Annotated in this window: 12 protein-coding genes; 2 read left to right on the top strand and 10 right to left on the bottom strand. The window is 66.7% G+C overall.

The features are described 5' to 3' along the window. The 3 genes from DK459_RS30830 to DK459_RS21700 form a co-directional block, all read right to left on the bottom strand. Nucleotides 1-488, bottom strand: a 488-nt coding sequence (locus DK459_RS30830) for a DUF3857 domain-containing protein (RefSeq protein WP_199234319.1), incomplete at its 3' end; no start/stop codon positions are given. Between the two features lie 163 nt (nt 489-651). Continuing rightward, entirely contained in the window at nt 652-4,614 is a 3,963-nt protein-coding gene (locus DK459_RS21705; protein ID WP_070541862.1) for an FAD/FMN-binding oxidoreductase, read from the bottom strand. Between the two features lie 132 nt (nt 4,615-4,746). After that, on the bottom strand, nt 4,747-5,271 hold the full coding sequence (locus tag DK459_RS21700) for a YqaA family protein (RefSeq protein WP_020925988.1): 525 nt from the start codon (nt 5,269-5,271) through the stop codon (nt 4,747-4,749). 165 nt (nt 5,272-5,436) lie between these two features. Between DK459_RS21700 and ilvA the strand changes: the two genes are divergently transcribed. After that, nucleotides 5,437-6,945, top strand: a complete 1,509-nt coding sequence (gene ilvA, locus DK459_RS21695; RefSeq protein WP_006389900.1) for a threonine ammonia-lyase, biosynthetic — start codon at nt 5,437-5,439, stop codon at nt 6,943-6,945. 160 nt (nt 6,946-7,105) lie between these two features. Here the strand turns inward: ilvA and DK459_RS21690 are convergent, their stop codons facing one another. Both DK459_RS21690 and DK459_RS21685 read right to left on the bottom strand, forming a co-directional pair. Next, a complete protein-coding gene (locus DK459_RS21690) occupies nt 7,106-8,230 on the bottom strand; it encodes a porin (protein ID WP_006389899.1) in 1,125 nt (374 codons plus the stop codon). A 431-nt stretch (nt 8,231-8,661) separates the two neighbouring features. Continuing rightward, entirely contained in the window at nt 8,662-9,045 is a 384-nt protein-coding gene (locus DK459_RS21685; RefSeq protein WP_006389898.1) for a DUF4148 domain-containing protein, read from the bottom strand. Between the two features lie 376 nt (nt 9,046-9,421). On the opposite strand from DK459_RS21685, the gene DK459_RS21680 reads away from it, so the two are divergent. Then, a complete protein-coding gene (locus DK459_RS21680) occupies nt 9,422-10,312 on the top strand; it encodes a LysR family transcriptional regulator (protein ID WP_006389897.1) in 891 nt (296 codons plus the stop codon). Between the two features lie 30 nt (nt 10,313-10,342). On the opposite strand, the gene DK459_RS21675 is transcribed toward DK459_RS21680, so the two are convergent. From DK459_RS21675 to cydB, 5 genes are read right to left on the bottom strand one after another with little or no spacing between them, the layout of a single operon-like run. After that, on the bottom strand, nt 10,343-10,894 hold the full coding sequence (locus DK459_RS21675) for an adenine phosphoribosyltransferase (protein WP_006389896.1): 552 nt from the start codon (nt 10,892-10,894) through the stop codon (nt 10,343-10,345). A 54-nt stretch (nt 10,895-10,948) separates the two neighbouring features. Beyond that, a complete protein-coding gene (cydC, locus tag DK459_RS21670) occupies nt 10,949-12,646 on the bottom strand; it encodes a thiol reductant ABC exporter subunit CydC (RefSeq protein WP_070541859.1) in 1,698 nt (565 codons plus the stop codon). Beyond that, complete coding sequence (cydD, locus tag DK459_RS21665) at nt 12,643-14,388, bottom strand: thiol reductant ABC exporter subunit CydD (RefSeq protein WP_026382133.1); 1,746 nt, start codon at nt 14,386-14,388, stop codon at nt 12,643-12,645. The genes cydC and cydD overlap by 4 nt, the downstream gene beginning before the upstream one ends. Beyond that, nucleotides 14,385-14,510 carry a cytochrome bd-I oxidase subunit CydX gene (cydX, locus tag DK459_RS21660; protein ID WP_020925984.1) on the bottom strand — a complete coding sequence of 42 codons (126 nt, stop codon included), beginning with the start codon at nt 14,508-14,510 and terminating at the stop codon, nt 14,385-14,387. Before cydX ends, cydD begins: the two co-directional genes overlap by 4 nt. A 15-nt stretch (nt 14,511-14,525) precedes the next feature. After that, nucleotides 14,526-15,677 carry a cytochrome d ubiquinol oxidase subunit II gene (cydB, locus tag DK459_RS21655; protein WP_006389892.1) on the bottom strand — a complete coding sequence of 384 codons (1,152 nt, stop codon included), beginning with the start codon at nt 15,675-15,677 and terminating at the stop codon, nt 14,526-14,528. Between the last annotated feature and the right edge of the window lies 1 nt (nt 15,678).

Here is a 15,678-nt window from a genome sequence, read left to right as displayed (position 1 = left end):
ACGGCGCGTGGTTGCAGATCCAGCACGTAATGAAACTGCGTGGCCGAAGGGATGCCGGCAAAGTGTTCACGCAAGGTGTAGACGATGGTGCTGCCCACGCGCAGATTGGGAAAGGCCAGCGAAGTCTGCTTCTGGCGCAGGAAGCCCTGGTCCGGATTGGGCGCCATGCGGGTGTCGATCTGGGCGGCGGCCAGCGGCACCGGCTTTTCGCCCGGCTGGATCAGTTCGGCGCGCTCGACCTTGAGGCTGTCGTTCTCGGCGTAGCTGCGGTCGATGCGCGATACCAGGTCGCGCCCGGCCAGGGTCAGGATGGTGTAGCGATAGGTGCTGACGCACTCGGTGCTGTTGTCCTTGCCAAATCGGCAGTGGAACTCGGTTTCGCCGGACAGTGGCGCTTCGGCGACCGGCTGGCGCGCGGCATGGGCCGGCAGGCTGGCCGCGGCCGCCAGGACGACGGCCAGGAGGGGGGAGCGGGAAGAAACAGGCATGGGGAAAGCGACGCCTCACATTACAACTGAGACGCAATGTTATTTGCAATAAAATTTCAACTCAAGCTTTCTGTTGGCCCAACCGGTGCGCCGGTCCGCCAAAAAGCGAAACGCCCGGCGTTACCGCCGGGCGTTCCTCGCGCCATACCAGCCGCGCCGGTCGCTACACCAGCACGCGCTCGATGCCGCCGGCATTGGCGCGGCGCACGTAGTCTTCCATCCAGCCTTCGCCCAGGATGTGGCGCGCCATCTCGACCACGATGTAGTCGGCGTCCATGCCGGTATCACCCTGGTAGCGCGACAGGCCCTGCAGGCACGACGGGCACGAAGTCAGCACTTTGACGTCGCCCGTGAAGCCATCGCTGCGCAAGGCCGCATCGCCCTTGAGCAACTCTTCCTGCTTGCGAAAGCGCACCTGGGTCGAGATGTCCGGCCGGCTGACGGCGAGCGTGCCCGACTCGCCGCAGCAGCGGTCGCTCTTGACGGCGCCGTCGCCCACCAGAGAACGCACCGTCTTCATCGGATCCTGCAGCTTCATCGGCGTGTGGCAGGGGTCGTGATACATGTAGCGCACGCCCTTGGCGCCTTCCAGCTTGATGCCCTTTTCCAGCAGGTATTCGTGGATGTCGATCAGGCGGCAGCCCGGGAAGATCTTCTCGAACTCGTAGCCGGCCAGTTGGTCGTAGCAGGTGCCGCAGCTGACCACCACGGTCTTGATGTCCAGGTAGTTCAGCGTGTTGGCAACGCGGTGGAACAGCACCCGGTTGTCGGTGATGATCTGCTCGGCCTTGTCGGTCATGCCGTTGCCGCGCTGCGGATAGCCGCAGCACAGATAGCCCGGCGGCAGCACGGTCTGCACGCCCGCATGCCACAACATGGCCTGCGTGGCCAGGCCGACCTGCGAGAACAGGCGTTCCGAACCGCAGCCCGGGAAGTAGAACACCGCTTCCGTGTCGGCCGTGGTGGCCTTGGGGTCGCGGATGATCGGCACGTAGTTCGCGTCCTCGATGTCCAGCAGCTTGCGCGCGGCCTGCTTGGGCAGCCCGCCAGGCATCTTCTTGTTGACGAAGTGCACCACCTGCTCGCGCAGCGGCGGCTTGCCAACCGTGGCTGGCGGCGCCGAGGTCTGCTTCTTCACCAGGCCCGACAGCAGGTCATGCGCGGCGCGCTGCACCTTGTAGCCCACCCCCACCATCGCCTTGCGGGTGGCGTTGATGGTGGCCGGGTCCTTGGCGTTCAGGAAGAACATGGCGCTGGCCGTGCCCGGATTGAACGACTTGCGGCCCATGCGGCGCAGCACGGCGCGCATGCTCATCGATACGTCGCCGAAGTCGATGTCGACCGGACAGGGGTTGTAGCACTTGTGGCAAACGGTGCAGTGGTCGGCCACGTCCTCGAATTCTTCCCAGTGCTTCAGGCTGACGCCGCGGCGGGTCTGCTCTTCGTACAGGAAGGCCTCGACCAGCAGCGAGGTCGCCAGGATCTTGTTGCGCGGCGAGTACAACAGGTTGGCGCGCGGCACGTGGGTGGCGCAGACCGGCTTGCACTTGCCGCAGCGCAGGCAGTCCTTGATCGAATCGGAGATGGCGCCGATGTCGCTCTGCTGCATGATGAGCGATTCGTGGCCCATCAGGTTGAAGCTGGGCGTCCAGGCGTGGCGCAGGTCGGCGCCGGGCATCAGCTTGCCGGCGTTGAAGTGGCCGTTGGGATCGACGCGACGCTTGTATTCCTGGAACGGCGCCAGTTCAGCCTCCGTCAGGAACTCGTACTTGGTCAGGCCGATGCCGTGCTCGCCCGAGATCACGCCGTCCAGGTCGCGCGCGATCTGCATGATGCGCTCGACGGCCTGGTGGGCCTCCTGCAGCATGCCGTAGTCGTCCGAGTTGACCGGAATGTTGGTGTGCACGTTGCCGTCGCCGGCGTGCATGTGCAGCGCCACGAATACGCGGCTCTTGAGCACGCGGCCATGGATCGCCACCAGCTCGTCCAGGATCGGCTTGCGCGCCGCGCCCGAGAACGCGGCCTGCAGGCCGGCCAGCACCTCGGTCTTCCATGACACGCGGATGGTGCGGTCCTGCACCACATCGAACACGCGCGCCTGCGGCTGCGCCGCCAGGCGCTCGGCCAGCGTGGCGCGCAGGTGGCCCATACCCAGCGTTTCCAGCTGCGGCATGGCGTCGGCCAGCGGCAGGTCCAGGTTGTCCAACAGCCACTGCCAACGCTGGCGCGCGGCGGCCAGCAGCTCGATGGCCTGGCGCGTGCGCTCGGCCAGCACCTCGGCGCGGGTTTCATCGTCGTCGGCGGCGTCCTCGGCCTTGCCGACCGGCAAGGGCGTACAGAGGTAGTCGTCCAGCGCGCCCAGCAGGCGCAGCTTGTTGCGGGTCGACAGCTCGATGTTGATGCGCTCGATATGGTCGGTGTATTCGCCCATGCGCGGCAGCGGGATCACCACGTCTTCGTTGATCTTGAAGGCGTTGGTGTGGCGCGCGATCGCGGCGGTGCGCGAGCGGTCGAGCCAGAACTTCTTGCGGGCCTCTGCGCTCACCGCGACGAAGCCTTCGCCGTGGCGGGTGTTAGCCAGGCGCACCACTTCGCTGGCGGCCGCGGCCACGGCGTCCTCGTCGTCGCCGACGATATCGCCGATCAGCACCATCTTGGGCAGCGAACCGCGCTTGCTCTTGGTGGCATAGCCCACCGCGCGCAGGTAGCGCTCGTCCAGGTGCTCCAGGCCGGCCAGGATGGCGCCGCGGGCGCGGCCCTCGCCGTCCAGGTAGCCCTTGACCTCGACGATCGAAGGAATCGCGTCGCGCGCCTGGCCGAAGAATTCCATGCAGACCGTGCGCGTATGCTTGGGCATGCGGTGCAGCACCCAGCGCGCCGACGTGATCAGGCCGTCGCAGCCTTCCTTCTGGATGCCCGGCAGGCCGGCCAGGAACTTGTCGGTGACGTCCTTGCCCAGGCCTTCCTTGCGGAACACGCGGCCGGCGATTTCCAGGGTCTCGGTCTTGAGCAGGCGCTCGCCCGGCTTGCCGCGGCCGTCGAACCACTTGAGTTCGAAACGGGCCACGTCGACGTCATGGATCTTGCCCATGTTGTGCGCCAGGCGCGTCACTTCGAGCCAGTTGCCGTCCGGGTCGACCATGCGCCACCAGGCCAGGTTGTCGAGCGCGGTGCCCCACAGCACGGCCTTCTTGCCGCCGGCGTTCATGGCGATGTTGCCGCCCACGCACGAGGCCTCGGCCGAGGTCGGGTCCACGGCGAACACGAAACCGGCAGCCTCGGCCGCCTCCGACACCCGCTTGGTCACCACGCCGGCGCCGGCATGGATGACGGCCACGGGCTCGGTGAGCCCGGGCAGGATACAGGACTCGACCTTGCCCAGCTTGTCGAATTTCTCGGTGTTGATGACGGCCGACTTCCAGGTCAGCGGAATCGCGCCGCCGGTGTAGCCGGTGCCGCCGCCGCGCGGCACGATGGTCAGGCCCAGCTCGATACAGGCGGTGACCAGCGCGGCGACCTCGTCTTCCGTATCCGGCGTCAGCACCACGAAGGGGTACTCCACGCGCCAGTCGGTGGCGTCGGTCACGTGCGATACGCGCGACAGGCCGTCGAACTTGATGTTGTCGCGCGCGGTGATGCGGCCCAGCACCTTCTGCGCCTGCTTGCGCAGCATGGCGGTCTGGTCGAACTCGCCCTCGAAGGCGGCAATGGCGGAACGCGCCCGACCCAGCAGGCCCAGCACTTTCTCGTCGCGATGCGGATCGTGGCCGGCCTCGGCCGGCGCGCCGGGTTCACGGCGGCGGTCGATCTCGCCCAGCCGATGGTGCAGCGCGTCGATCAGCTGCTTGCGGCGCTTGGGATTGTCCAGCAGGTCGTCCTGCAGGTACGGGTTGCGGCGCACCACCCAGATGTCGCCCAGCACCTCGTACAACATGCGGGCGGACCGCCCCGTGCGGCGTTCGCCGCGCAGGTCGGTCAGCAGGCTCCAGGCATCATCGCCCAGCAGACGGCCGACGATCTCGCGATCGGAAAACGACGTGTAGTTGTAGGGGATTTCGCGCAGTCGCGCGGGTGCTGCGGGCGGCGTCGCCCCGTTCAAGATGTGGCTGGCGAGTGGGGCGTTCATGGCGGCAAGAGGGGGCCCTTAAAAAATTATTTTATGCCATTGGCCGGAACTGCCCCCGAATACCCCCTGGGAAGCGTCCAAAACCGGGGCAATTGCATGTTTATATGTCCCCAATTAAGCGGGACGTCAGCGCTAGACCTGCCCGGGAAACAGCCACAGCAGGCTGGCCGTCATGGCCAGATAGCGCAGGAATTTGCCGATGGCCATATAGGCCACGCAAGGCCAGAACGGCAGCCGCAGCCATCCGGCCACGGCGCACAGCGGATCGCCCACCGCCGGCAGCCAGGACAGCAGCAGCGCCGGCGGTCCCATGCGGTGGATCCAGTCGTGGGCGCGCTCGTGCCAACGGCCGCGCATGCGTCGTTCGGCCGGCGCGTGCGGGTGGCGCTCTTTCCAGCGCTCGACCGCCTTCTCCGCGCCCAGGCCCATGGCATAGCTGATGGCCCCGCCAATGGTGTTGCCGGCGGTCGCCACCAGGATGGCGGGCCAGAACATGTCCGGCGACAGTTTCAGATAACCGAACACCGCCGGCTCGGACCCCAGCGGCAGCAGCGTGGCGGAAATCAACGACACCGCGAAGATCGCGGGCAGGCCGACCGAGGGCAAGGCCAGCAGGCCAAGCAACCAGTGGACGGCGGAGAGGAGGCTTTCTTCCATGATGCCAGCGAGTGTAGCCGCGCGCGGCCGCGGCCGTCCGGTGCGTGGCGAAAGCGCCTGAAAACCCTCGGAGACGCGGCTTTCCCTGCAATAATCGCGCTCACGCCGCGGCGCGCGGGCCTGCCCGCGCCCCGCCCTCTTTCCGCCCCAACCCTCGCGCAGTCCATGTCCACCGATTATCTGAAACGCATCCTGACCTCCAAGGTCTACGACGTCGCGGTCGAATCGCCGCTCGAAGCCGCGCCGCTGTTGTCGCAGCGCATGGCGAACACGATCCTGCTCAAGCGCGAGGACACCCAGGCCGTCTTCAGCTTCAAGCTGCGCGGGGCGTACAACAAGATGGCCAACCTGGCGCCGGCGGCGCGCAACCGCGGCGTGATCGCGGCCTCGGCCGGCAACCACGCCCAGGGCGTGGCGCTGGCCGCGTCCCGGCTCGGCTGCCGCGCGGTCATCGTCATGCCCACCACCAGCCCGCAGGTCAAGATCGACGCGGTGCGCCGGCTGGGCGGCGAAGTGGTGCTGGCCGGCGAAAGCTTCTCCGATGCCTACGCCCACGCGCAGACGCTGGAGAAAAAGGAAAAACTGACCTTCGTGCACCCCTTCGACGATCCCGACGTGATCGCGGGCCAGGGCACGGTCGGCATGGAGATCCTGCGCCAGCATCCCGGCCCGATCGACGCCATCTTCGTGGCCATCGGCGGAGGCGGCCTGATCGCCGGCGTGGCCGCCTACATCAAACAGCTGCGCCCCGAGATCAAGATCATCGGCGTGCAGACCGAAGACTCCGACGCCATGCTGCGCAGCGTGCGCGCCGGCCGCCGCGTGCAGTTGAACGACGTAGGGCTGTTCTCCGATGGCACCGCGGTCAAGCTGGTCGGCGCCGAGACCTTCAAGCTCACCCGCAAATACGTCGATGATTTCGTCGTGGTGGACACCGATTCCATCTGCGCCGCCATCAAGGACGTGTTCCAGGACACCCGCAGCGTGCTGGAGCCGGCCGGCGCCATGGCCGTGGCGGGCGCCAAGCAGTACGCCGCCGAACACAAGCTCAAGGACAAGACGCTGGTGGCCATCGCCTGCGGCGCCAACATGAACTTCGACCGCCTGCGTTTCGTGGCCGAACGCGCCGAGGTCGGCGAGATGCGCGAGGCCGTCTTCGCCGTCACCATGCCGGAACAGCGCGGCAGCTTCCGCCGCTTCTGCGAACTGGTCGGCGAGCGCAGCGTGACCGAATTCAATTACCGCATCTCCGATTCCGACCGCGCCCATGTCTTCGTCGGCCTGCAGGTTTCAGCGCCGACCGAACCCGACAGGATTGCGGGCCACTTCCGCCGCCATGGCTTCGATACGCTGGACCTGACGCACGACGAAATGGCCAAGACCCACTTGCGCCACATGGTCGGCGGCCGCTCGGCGCAGGCGCGCGACGAGTTGCTGTACCGCTTCGAATTTCCCGAGCGGCCGGGCGCGCTGATGCGCTTTCTGAACGCGATGAACCCGGAATGGAACATCAGCCTGTTCCACTACCGCAACCAGGGCGCCGACTACGGCCGCATCCTGATCGGCATCCAGGTGCCGCCGGCCGACAAGAAGCAATTCCGCAACTTCGTGGCCGAGCTCGGCTATCCGCACTGGAACGAGACCGACAACCCGGCCTACAAGCTGTTCCTGTAATTCCCGGTCCGGAAAGCGAGAGGGCCTCCAAACGGAGGCCCTGCCCTTCTTTGCTCAAGACCCGCCCGGCTGCAACCTGGAGGGGGGGTTCGCTGTCACTCGGCGGCTCACGGAGATGTGCCGCGCATTCAGCAAGGTGCAGCCAGGCCGGCGCCTGCGCTTAGAACCGGTGACGCAGACCCACCGCGAAGGCGGTGTCGCTGGCATCGCGCTGGAACGCGTAGTTGTCGGCGTAGGACGCATACGCATACAGGTTGGTGCGCTTGGTGAAGTCGTACGTGTAGCCCAGGCTGTAGACGTTGAAGGTCGCGTCGTCGCCGGTCAGCTTGTCGTTGCTCGGCGTGGCGCGCTGCCACGAGCCGAAGACAGCGTGGCGGCCCAGCGGCACGGTGGCGCCGATCATGTAGGAATTGGCGCGGAAGCCGTCGGCCAGCTTGAACGTGCCGAACTTCTGCATGCCGTCCGGCGTGGTGCCCATGTTCTGGCCTACGAACCAGCCGTCGCGAGTCTGGCCGAAAGCCGCCGCCAACTTGACCACCTCGAAGTCGTAGGTGCCGCCAATCAGGTACGACTGGATACGCGCGCTGGACTTGCCGCCGATGTTGTCATTGGACGGATTGAAGCGGTCATAGGCTGCCGCCAGGTTCAGCGGGCCGTTCAGGTATTGCACACCCGCGGTCAGCACACGGTTGTTGTTGCCCGTGGCAAAGCCGGTCTGGTGCTTTTCCTTGACGCCGTCTTCAACGCTGTCATCGGCGCTGAACGAATAGCCCACGCCGATCTTGAAGCCGTCCATGCTGGGGGTCTGGTACAGCACCATGTTGTCCAGGCGCATCGTGTTGGCGCTGCTGAACGTGGTGCCCAGGTTGGCGTTGTTGTAGCTGATCGAGAACGGGTCGATCGAGCCGAAGTACTTCGAGGCCAGGTTGGTCTGGCGGCCGAATTCCAGGCGGCCCCACGAGTCGCTGTCCAGGCCCACGGTGGCCTGGCGGCCCCAGAGACGGCCGCTTTGCAGCGACTGGCCGTTCATCGGGCCGAAGCCGCCTTCCAGGTTGAACACGGCGCGCAAGCCATCGCCCAGGTCTTCCGAGCCGCGCAGGCCGAAGCGCGAACCGCTGCTCACGCCCTGCACGCCGGCGACGCGGCTTTGCGAATTGCCGTTGAATTTGACTTTTTCGTAGCCGATACCGGCGTCGATCAAGCCGTACAGCGTCACGGAGTCGGCAGCCTGCGCGGCACCGGCAAAGCCGGTCAGCAACGCGACAGCCAATAGCGTCTTTTTCATGAGAGTCCTCGAAATGGCAAGATAAAGGCAATCCGCATCCGTACGGCGGGTTCCGCTTCGGGCTGCGTGCCGCTACGAAAAAGCGAGCGGCGTCTGCACTGAATCTAGTGTCGGACCTGGAACAATTTGAAGTAATCCGAATTTCGAAGAACTACTTTCCATGGGTGGGATAATGCGCGGCGGCAGCCGCTTCCGCACCTCGAGGAACGCGCTTTAACGCCTTGATATCAAATGCGAATTGTTGCTCGCAATCGCGCCGCGACGGCCTCCGCGACGTGGCCCGGCGGGCCGGGCGATCGACATCACCTGTTGCGCGAGCCGCACAATTTTTGCGGCATAAACACCACATGCGAGGCCACACGCAGCCTCCCGCATCAAAGGCAAAACCCCTTGCAGGGGCTTATGCCTCCATGCGGCGCGGCCGTGACGACTCAGCGCCCCTTGGGCGGGTAGTCGAGTTCACCGAAGGTGTATTCGCCGCGGGCCTTGGCCTGGGCCAGTTCTTCGCGCACCTGCTCGCGCGTCTTGCCCATGGCCTGCGGGGCGGCGGCACGCGGCGGGTAATCCAGCTCGCCGGTGGTGACCTGGCCGGCGGCCTTGGCGCTTTGCAGCTCCTGCTGGACCTGTTCGCGCGTCAGGTTGGTCTGCTGGGGAATGGCGGGGGGGTAATCCTGTTCGCCGAACGTGACCTGGCCGGCGGCCTTGGCGGCCTGCAGTTCCTGCTGGACCTGTTCGCGGGTCTTGCCTTCGGCGTGGGCGGCGGACATGCCCGCGAGCGTTGCGGTAACCATGATTGCGGTAGCTAGGGCTTTCATTGCGTTGACTCCATCCTAAACCTGGCACACCGTCCGCCGCCAGGGCGACGGCGGCAATGTGTCAATTCGATTGCTGGGGTGAAGTATCTGGCGATCAGGCCTTAGTAAAAACCCTTATTTTGGTGAACATATTTGCATATGCGGGACAATTGCGGAGCACATACGCGGAACCTGCGCATCAATTGCGCAATGCCGACCTTGCTCCGATGTGATCCGTCGTCGTCCATTCAGCTACGCGCCAGCCGTGTAACGAAAAATGGGCGCAGCCGCGCCCCGAAGTTTCTTTGTCCTAACTAAATAGACATTTCCACTGTCGGGACAATAATTCCATTTATCATATGACCCTGCCAGAAATGGAATTGAAATCGAGGGCTCCATGGACATCCAGCTTAACGACATCGCGCTTTTCGTCGAGGTCGCCAAGCGCAAGAACTTCAGCCATGCCGCGGAAGCCTTGAATATTCCGACGTCCACGCTGTCACGCCGTGTCAGCGAACTCGAGCGCAGCGTAGGCATGCGGCTGCTCAACCGCAGCACCCGCAAGATCGACCTGACCGAAGCCGGCGCCATCTATTTCGAGCGGTGCCGGCACATCGTCGAAGAAGCCCGCATCGCCCACGATCAGTTGCTCGATATGGCGGTGCAGCCCAAGGGCCGCCTGCGCATCTCGCTGCCGACCAGCCTGGCGCAGTTGTTCCTGCCCGCCGTGATCCGCGAATTCCGCGAACAGCATCCGGATATCGAGTGCGATTTCGATCTGAGCATGCGGCCGATCGATCCCATCAGCAATCCATTCGACCTGATCCTTCGATTCGGGCAGCAACCCGATTCCAGCCTGATTTCACGCAAGATCGTGCTGATGGCCCACCAGCTGTATGCCTCGCCGGATTACCTGGCACGCCACGGCGAACCGCGGGTGCCGGCCGACCTGACGCATCACGAATGCCTGCGGCCGACGATGCGCGACGAGTCATCCTTCTGGATGCTTCATTCAGGCGACAAGGTCGAGCGCGTGCAGGTCTCCGGGCGGCTGTCCGCCAACAACGTCGGCATGCTGGGACGCCTGGCCGGCCAGGGGCTGGGTATCACGCCACTGCTGGTGTTCGATGCGATGGAGCGCGCGATCAAGCAGGCCGGACTGGTGCGGGTATTGCCCGACTGGAGCCTGACGCCCTTGCCCCTGTTCGCCCTGCTGCCGTCACGCATGCTGCCCGCCAAGACCAAGGCTTTCCTGGACTTCATCCAGCCGCGGCTGTCGGACGCCTGAGCCCTTTTCCTTCGGGCTCGCCGCCGCGTTTCAGACGGACGCGCTGTCGTACTGACAGACGGTGTACAAGGGCGTGCCGGTGGCCGCGATCTTGGCCGAACCGCCCAACTCGGGCAGGTCGATGATGGCGGCGGCCTCGACCACGTTCGCACCCAGGCGCTGCAACAGCTTGATCGCCGCCAGCATGGTGCCGCCGGTGGCGATCAGGTCATCCACCAGCAGGACACGCTGCCCCGTGCGCACGGAATCCGTGTGCATTTCGACGGCGGCATTGCCGTATTCCAGCGAGTATTCCTCGGCCACCGTGCGATAAGGCAGCTTGCCCTTCTTGCGCACCGGCACGAAACCCAGGTTGAGTTCATAGGCCAGCACGCTGCCGATGATGAAACCGCGCGCGTCCACGCCGGCCACCAGGTCCAGGCGCTGGCGCATGTAGCGGTAGACGAAGAGATCGATCAGCACCCGGAACGCACGAGGATCCTGCAGCACCGGCGTGATGTCCCGGAAAATGATGCCGGGTTGGGGCCAGTCTGGAACGCTGCGGATGGTGCGCCGGATGTACTCGGCGTTGTCGGTCTGCATGGAAGACGGCCCTGAAGAATTGAAGCAACGCGAACTATAACCGCGCAACCGCGCTTAAGCCAGGATTGCCATCGGCGATGACACGTCATGCAACTGTCCGCCGCGCAATATGCAACAGCGGTCGACGGCGCCGGCGGGCAATGCGGCGTGCGTCGCCAGCACGACCGTGCGCCCCTGCACCGCCTGCCCCAGGTCGGCGAAGAACGCGGCTTCGGCCGCGCCGTCCAGACCGGCCGTCGGCTCGTCCAGCACGATGACCTCTGCCGGCGACAGCAAGGCGCGCGCCAGACACAGACGCCGCGCCTGGCCGGCGGACAATTGCGAGCCGGTCTCGCCGGTCCAGGTATCCAGGCCGTCGGGCAGGCCGCGCACGAACTCCCCCAGCCGGGCCGCGTCAAGGGCGCGCCACAGCGTGGCATCGTCGGCCTGCGGGTCGCCGATCAGCAGGTTGGTGCGCAGCGTTCCCAGGAATACCGGCGCATCCTGCGACAACAAGACGATGCGTCGATGCCAGTCGGCCTGGGCGCAGGCGCGGGCGTCCACATCGGCGTAGCGCACCTGGCCCGCCAGCGGATCCTCAAGGCGCAGCAGCAGGTGCAGCAAGGTGGACTTGCCCACGCCGCTTTCGCCCAGGATCGCCACCCGTTCGCCCGGCTCCACCCGCAGGCGCAGATCGCGCAGCAATGGCGCGGGCGCCTCCGCCGACCTGGCCGGATAGGCGAACGTCACGTCCACCATTTCCAATGCGCCGCGTCGCGGCAGCGGACTGGGCGCGACCGGATCGCGCATGTCGGGTTCACGCTGCGCCACATCGCGGATGCGCTGCGCGGCCGACAGGGCCGAACCCATGCGCGAGGCCCCGCGCATGATGGGACCCGCCACTTCGAAAATGCCGATCACGGCCAGCAGCAGGCCCGCCAGCAGCGGCCCCTCCAGCGCGCCGGCTTCATGCTGCGCCAGGCCGAACCACAGCAAGGCCACCAGCGACAGCCCCGCCGCCGCCTGCAGGAACCACTGCCCCCTGGCGGCCACCCGCGCCTGGCTGGCGCGCGCCCTGGCGCTGGTCTCGCACAGCCGTTCGAAATGCGCATGGGTCTGCGCCTGCGCGTGCAGCGCCACCATGTCGGCATGGCCATCGACCGCGTCCAACGTCGCGGCGCGCAATCCGGCGGCGCTTTCCTGCGCCGCCGCGCCAGGCGCGCGCGCCGCCCGCAGCAGCCACAGCGGCACCAGCACGCAAACCGTCAGCAGGGCCAGCGCGAACACCAGCGCGGCCGCGGGCACCCAATAGCCCAGCACCGCCGTCAGCGCCGCGCCGGCCAGGATGGCGGTAGCCAGCGGCGCCAGCACGAACAGGAAGACGGTGTCCAGCGCATCGACATCGCCGGTCATGCGGGCCACCAGGTCGCCGCTGCGATAGCGCGCCAGCTGTCGTGGCGTCAACCGGATCAGCGCGGCGAACACCGCCGCGCGCAAATCCGCCAACAGGCGCAGCGTGGCCGCATGCCCGACCACGCGGTCGGCGTAGCGCGAAACGATCCGCAGGAACGACAGGCCGCGCACCAGCGCGGACGGCGCGAACAGGTTGAAGGCGCCCCCGGCGCCGGCCAGCGCCGCGCCGGTCAGGAACCAGCCCGACACGCCAAGCAGCCCCACGCCCGCGGCGACAGTCGCCAGGGCGCAGAACAACGCCAGCAGCAGCCCGCCCTTGCGGCGTGCGTAGAGCGGCAGGAGCAGCAATAGATTCTTCATGCGTCTTTCACTTGGGCATCGGCGATGCGCAGCACCCGCGGAAAACGCGCGGCGACCGCGGGCGAATGCGTGGCCAGCAACAGCGTCCGTCCGGCGGCGAATGCCAGGATCTCGTCCAGTACGCGCGCCTGTGTCGCCTCGTCCAGATGCGCGGTGGGTTCGTCCAGCAGGATCAGGCCCGGATCGCGCAGGAACAGCCGTGCCAGCGCGACGCGCTGCGCCTGGCCGCCCGACAGGCCATGTCCGCGACTGCCCAACAGCGTGTCCAGCCCCTGCGGCAGTCCGGCGGCAAACTCCAGCACACAGGCACGGCGGGCGGCTTCCCGCAGCGCCGCGTCGTCGGCCTGCGGACGGCCCAGGCGGATGTTGTCGGCAATCGAGCCGGCCAGCAGTTGCGGCTTCTGCCCGATCAAGGCTACGCGCGCGCGCAAATCGGCCTCGCCCCACTGATCCAGGGGCACCCCGTCCAGACGGATGTCGCCCTGGGCGGGGCGCAGTCGCGCGATCGCTTCGATCAGGGTCGACTTGCCGATGCCGCTGGGGCCCATCAGCGCCACATGTTCACCCGGCGCCAGCGTCAAGGCCACATCGGCCAACACCGGCGATGGCCGGCCAAGTGCCGTCACCGTCAGGCCGGCCACCGTTGCCGCAGCGCCGCCCCGCGGGCGCGCCAGCGGCGCATCGGCCGCGGGCGCGACGCCTTCGTCCCGCGGCAGACCATCGAACAACGTGGCGATCTGCGACACCGCCGCCAACGCCGTGGCGCGGTCATGATAGTGCGCCGCGAACTGGCGCAGCGGCGCATAGACTTCGGGCGCCATCAGCAGGCAGAACAACCCGGCCTGCAGCGTGAAAGGCGACCAGCGCAGGTCCAGGAAACCCAGGTAGCTCAGACCGATGTAGACGGCCACGCCCGCCACGCCGAGCGCGGCAAAGAACTCCAGCACCGCCGAGGAAAGAAAGGCGATGCGCAGCACGGACATGGTGCGCTGGCGCAGCGCATCGCTGGCCGCGGCCACGGACGCCGCCTCGGCCTCGGCGCGACCGTACAGCTTCAGTGTCGACAGGCCGCGCATGCGGTCGGCGAAAAACCCCGACAGGCGGGCGAAAGCGCGCAGGTGGCGGCGGCTGGCGCCTTGCGCGCCCCAGCCCACCAACGCCATGAACAAGGGAATCAGCGGCGCCGTGATCAACAACACCAACCCGGCGATCACGTCGACCGGCAGCAGCAATACCGAAAACGCCACCGGCAGCAGCGCCGCCGCGGCCATGGCCGGCAGGTACTTGGCGAAAAAGCCGTCGAGCGCCTCGACCTGATCCACCAGCGCGCTGGCGATTTCACCCGAGGCCTGTCTGCGGCTCCAGTCAGGTCCTTTTTGCAGCAGGCGCGCAAACAGGGCCTGGCGCACATGGCGCTTGATGCGTTCGGCGGCGTCCGCCCCGGCGCGCTCACCCGCCCAGGTAATGCATGCACGCACCAGGATCAGGGCCACGATGGCCAGGATCTGCCCCAGCAACTCCTGGCGCGCGACGTGCCGGACGATGGCGGCATCCAGCACGCTGGCCAGCAGCCAGGCCTGCGCCACCAGCAGCGCGCCCGACGCCAGGGGCGCGGCGCCGGCCAACATCAGCGGGAGCCGCGCCACCCCGGCCAGCGCCATCAACCAGCGCGATTGCTCGCGCGGCGGCTTGCGCAGGCTGGCCGAGGGATCGTGCTCCAGGCTGCTCGCGCGGCCGTTCACTCGTCGTCGCGGTTGGCGCGCGGGTCATGCGAGTGACCTTCGCGCAGCTCGAACCACATTGCATTGAGGATGGCGAACGCACACGCCAATCCCAGGCCGAGTACCCATGAGAAATACCACATGGTGCAAACTCCTTGTCAGTATGAGTTGGGCGTGTCGCCCACGGATGCGTGGGTCACCTTGCCCCGCATCACGCGGTACACCCAGGCGGTGTAGAGCGTCACGATGGGCAGGAAGATGACGACGGCGATCACCATGATCCACAACGTCATGTGGCTGGAGGAGGCGTCCCAGACCGTCAAGCCCGCCTTCGGGTTGCTGGACGAGGGCATCAGGAACGGGAACAGCGAAAAGCCGACCGTCAGGATGATCCCGGCGATCGATACCGCCGAGGCCAGGAACGACAGCACGTTGGCACGCAGCGTCAACAGCAGCAGCACCAGCACGGCGCCGGCCACGCCCAACGCCGGCGCGATCCACATCAGCGGCCACTTGGCGTAGTTGGCCATCCAGGCGCCCGGCGCCACGGCGACCGTCTTGAGCATGGGGTCCGACGGCCCTTGCAGGTCGACAGTGCTGGTGATCGCATGGCCGCCCAGCTTGGCCACCCAGAAGCCGCCCGCGACGAACAGCGCCAGCGTCAGCAGCGCGCACAGGCGGCCCCAGTTACGGGCCCGCGACGACACCGGGTCCTCGGTGCGCCACGCCAGCAGCACGGCGCCGTGCATGGCCAGCATCAACACGCTCAACACGCCGCACAGCAGCGCGAAGGGCGTGAACAACTGGTAGAAATGGCCCTGGTACACCATGCGCAGCGCGTTGTCGTCGAACGTGAACGGCACGCCGAGGATGATGTTGCCCACGGCCACGCCAAACACCAGCGAGGCCACCACGCCCGAGAAGCACAGCACGCCGTCCCAACTGTTGCGCCAGCGCGTGCCTTCCATCTTGCTGCGGTACTTGAACCCGACCGGACGCAGGATCAGCGCGATCAGCGCCAGCATCATCGCCAGGTAGAAGCCCGAGAACGAAGCGGCATACAACAGCGGCCAGGCGGCGAAGATGGCGCCGCCCGCGGTGATCAGCCACACCTGGTTGCCTTCCCACACGGGGCCGACCACGTTGATCACCACGCGGCGTTCGGCATCGGTCTTGGCGACCACCGGCAACAGCGCGGCCACGCCCAGGTCGAAGCCGTCCATGACGGCAAAGCCGATCAGCAGCGCGCCCAGCAGCACCCACCAGACCACCCGCAAGGTGGCGTAGTCGAAAGGAATAAGGGTATCCATT

It is taken from the genome of Achromobacter sp. RW408 (genome assembly GCF_003184165.1).
GTDB lineage: Bacteria > Pseudomonadota > Gammaproteobacteria > Burkholderiales > Burkholderiaceae_B > Achromobacter > Achromobacter xylosoxidans.
This window is presented reverse-complemented; position numbering and strand designations above follow the sequence as displayed.

What these genes read in the sequence shown, in the direction of transcription:
- DK459_RS21680 (WP_006389897.1), top strand. Translation starts at nt 9,422, where the DNA reads ATGGACATCCAGCTTAACGACATCGCGCTTTTCGTCGAGGTCGCCAAG.
- ilvA (WP_006389900.1), top strand. Translation starts at nt 5,437, where the DNA reads ATGTCCACCGATTATCTGAAACGCATCCTGACCTCCAAGGTCTACGAC.
- cydB (WP_006389892.1), bottom strand. Translation starts at nt 15,677, where the DNA reads ATGGATACCCTTATTCCTTTCGACTACGCCACCTTGCGGGTGGTCTGG.
- DK459_RS21700 (WP_020925988.1), bottom strand. Translation starts at nt 5,271, where the DNA reads ATGGAAGAAAGCCTCCTCTCCGCCGTCCACTGGTTGCTTGGCCTGCTG.
- DK459_RS21685 (WP_006389898.1), bottom strand. Translation starts at nt 9,045, where the DNA reads ATGAAAGCCCTAGCTACCGCAATCATGGTTACCGCAACGCTCGCGGGC.
- DK459_RS21705 (WP_070541862.1), bottom strand. Translation starts at nt 4,614, where the DNA reads ATGAACGCCCCACTCGCCAGCCACATCTTGAACGGGGCGACGCCGCCC.
- DK459_RS21690 (WP_006389899.1), bottom strand. Translation starts at nt 8,230, where the DNA reads ATGAAAAAGACGCTATTGGCTGTCGCGTTGCTGACCGGCTTTGCCGGT.
- DK459_RS21675 (WP_006389896.1), bottom strand. Translation starts at nt 10,894, where the DNA reads ATGCAGACCGACAACGCCGAGTACATCCGGCGCACCATCCGCAGCGTT.
- cydC (WP_070541859.1), bottom strand. Translation starts at nt 12,646, where the DNA reads ATGAAGAATCTATTGCTGCTCCTGCCGCTCTACGCACGCCGCAAGGGC.
- cydX (WP_020925984.1), bottom strand. Translation starts at nt 14,510, where the DNA reads ATGTGGTATTTCTCATGGGTACTCGGCCTGGGATTGGCGTGTGCGTTC.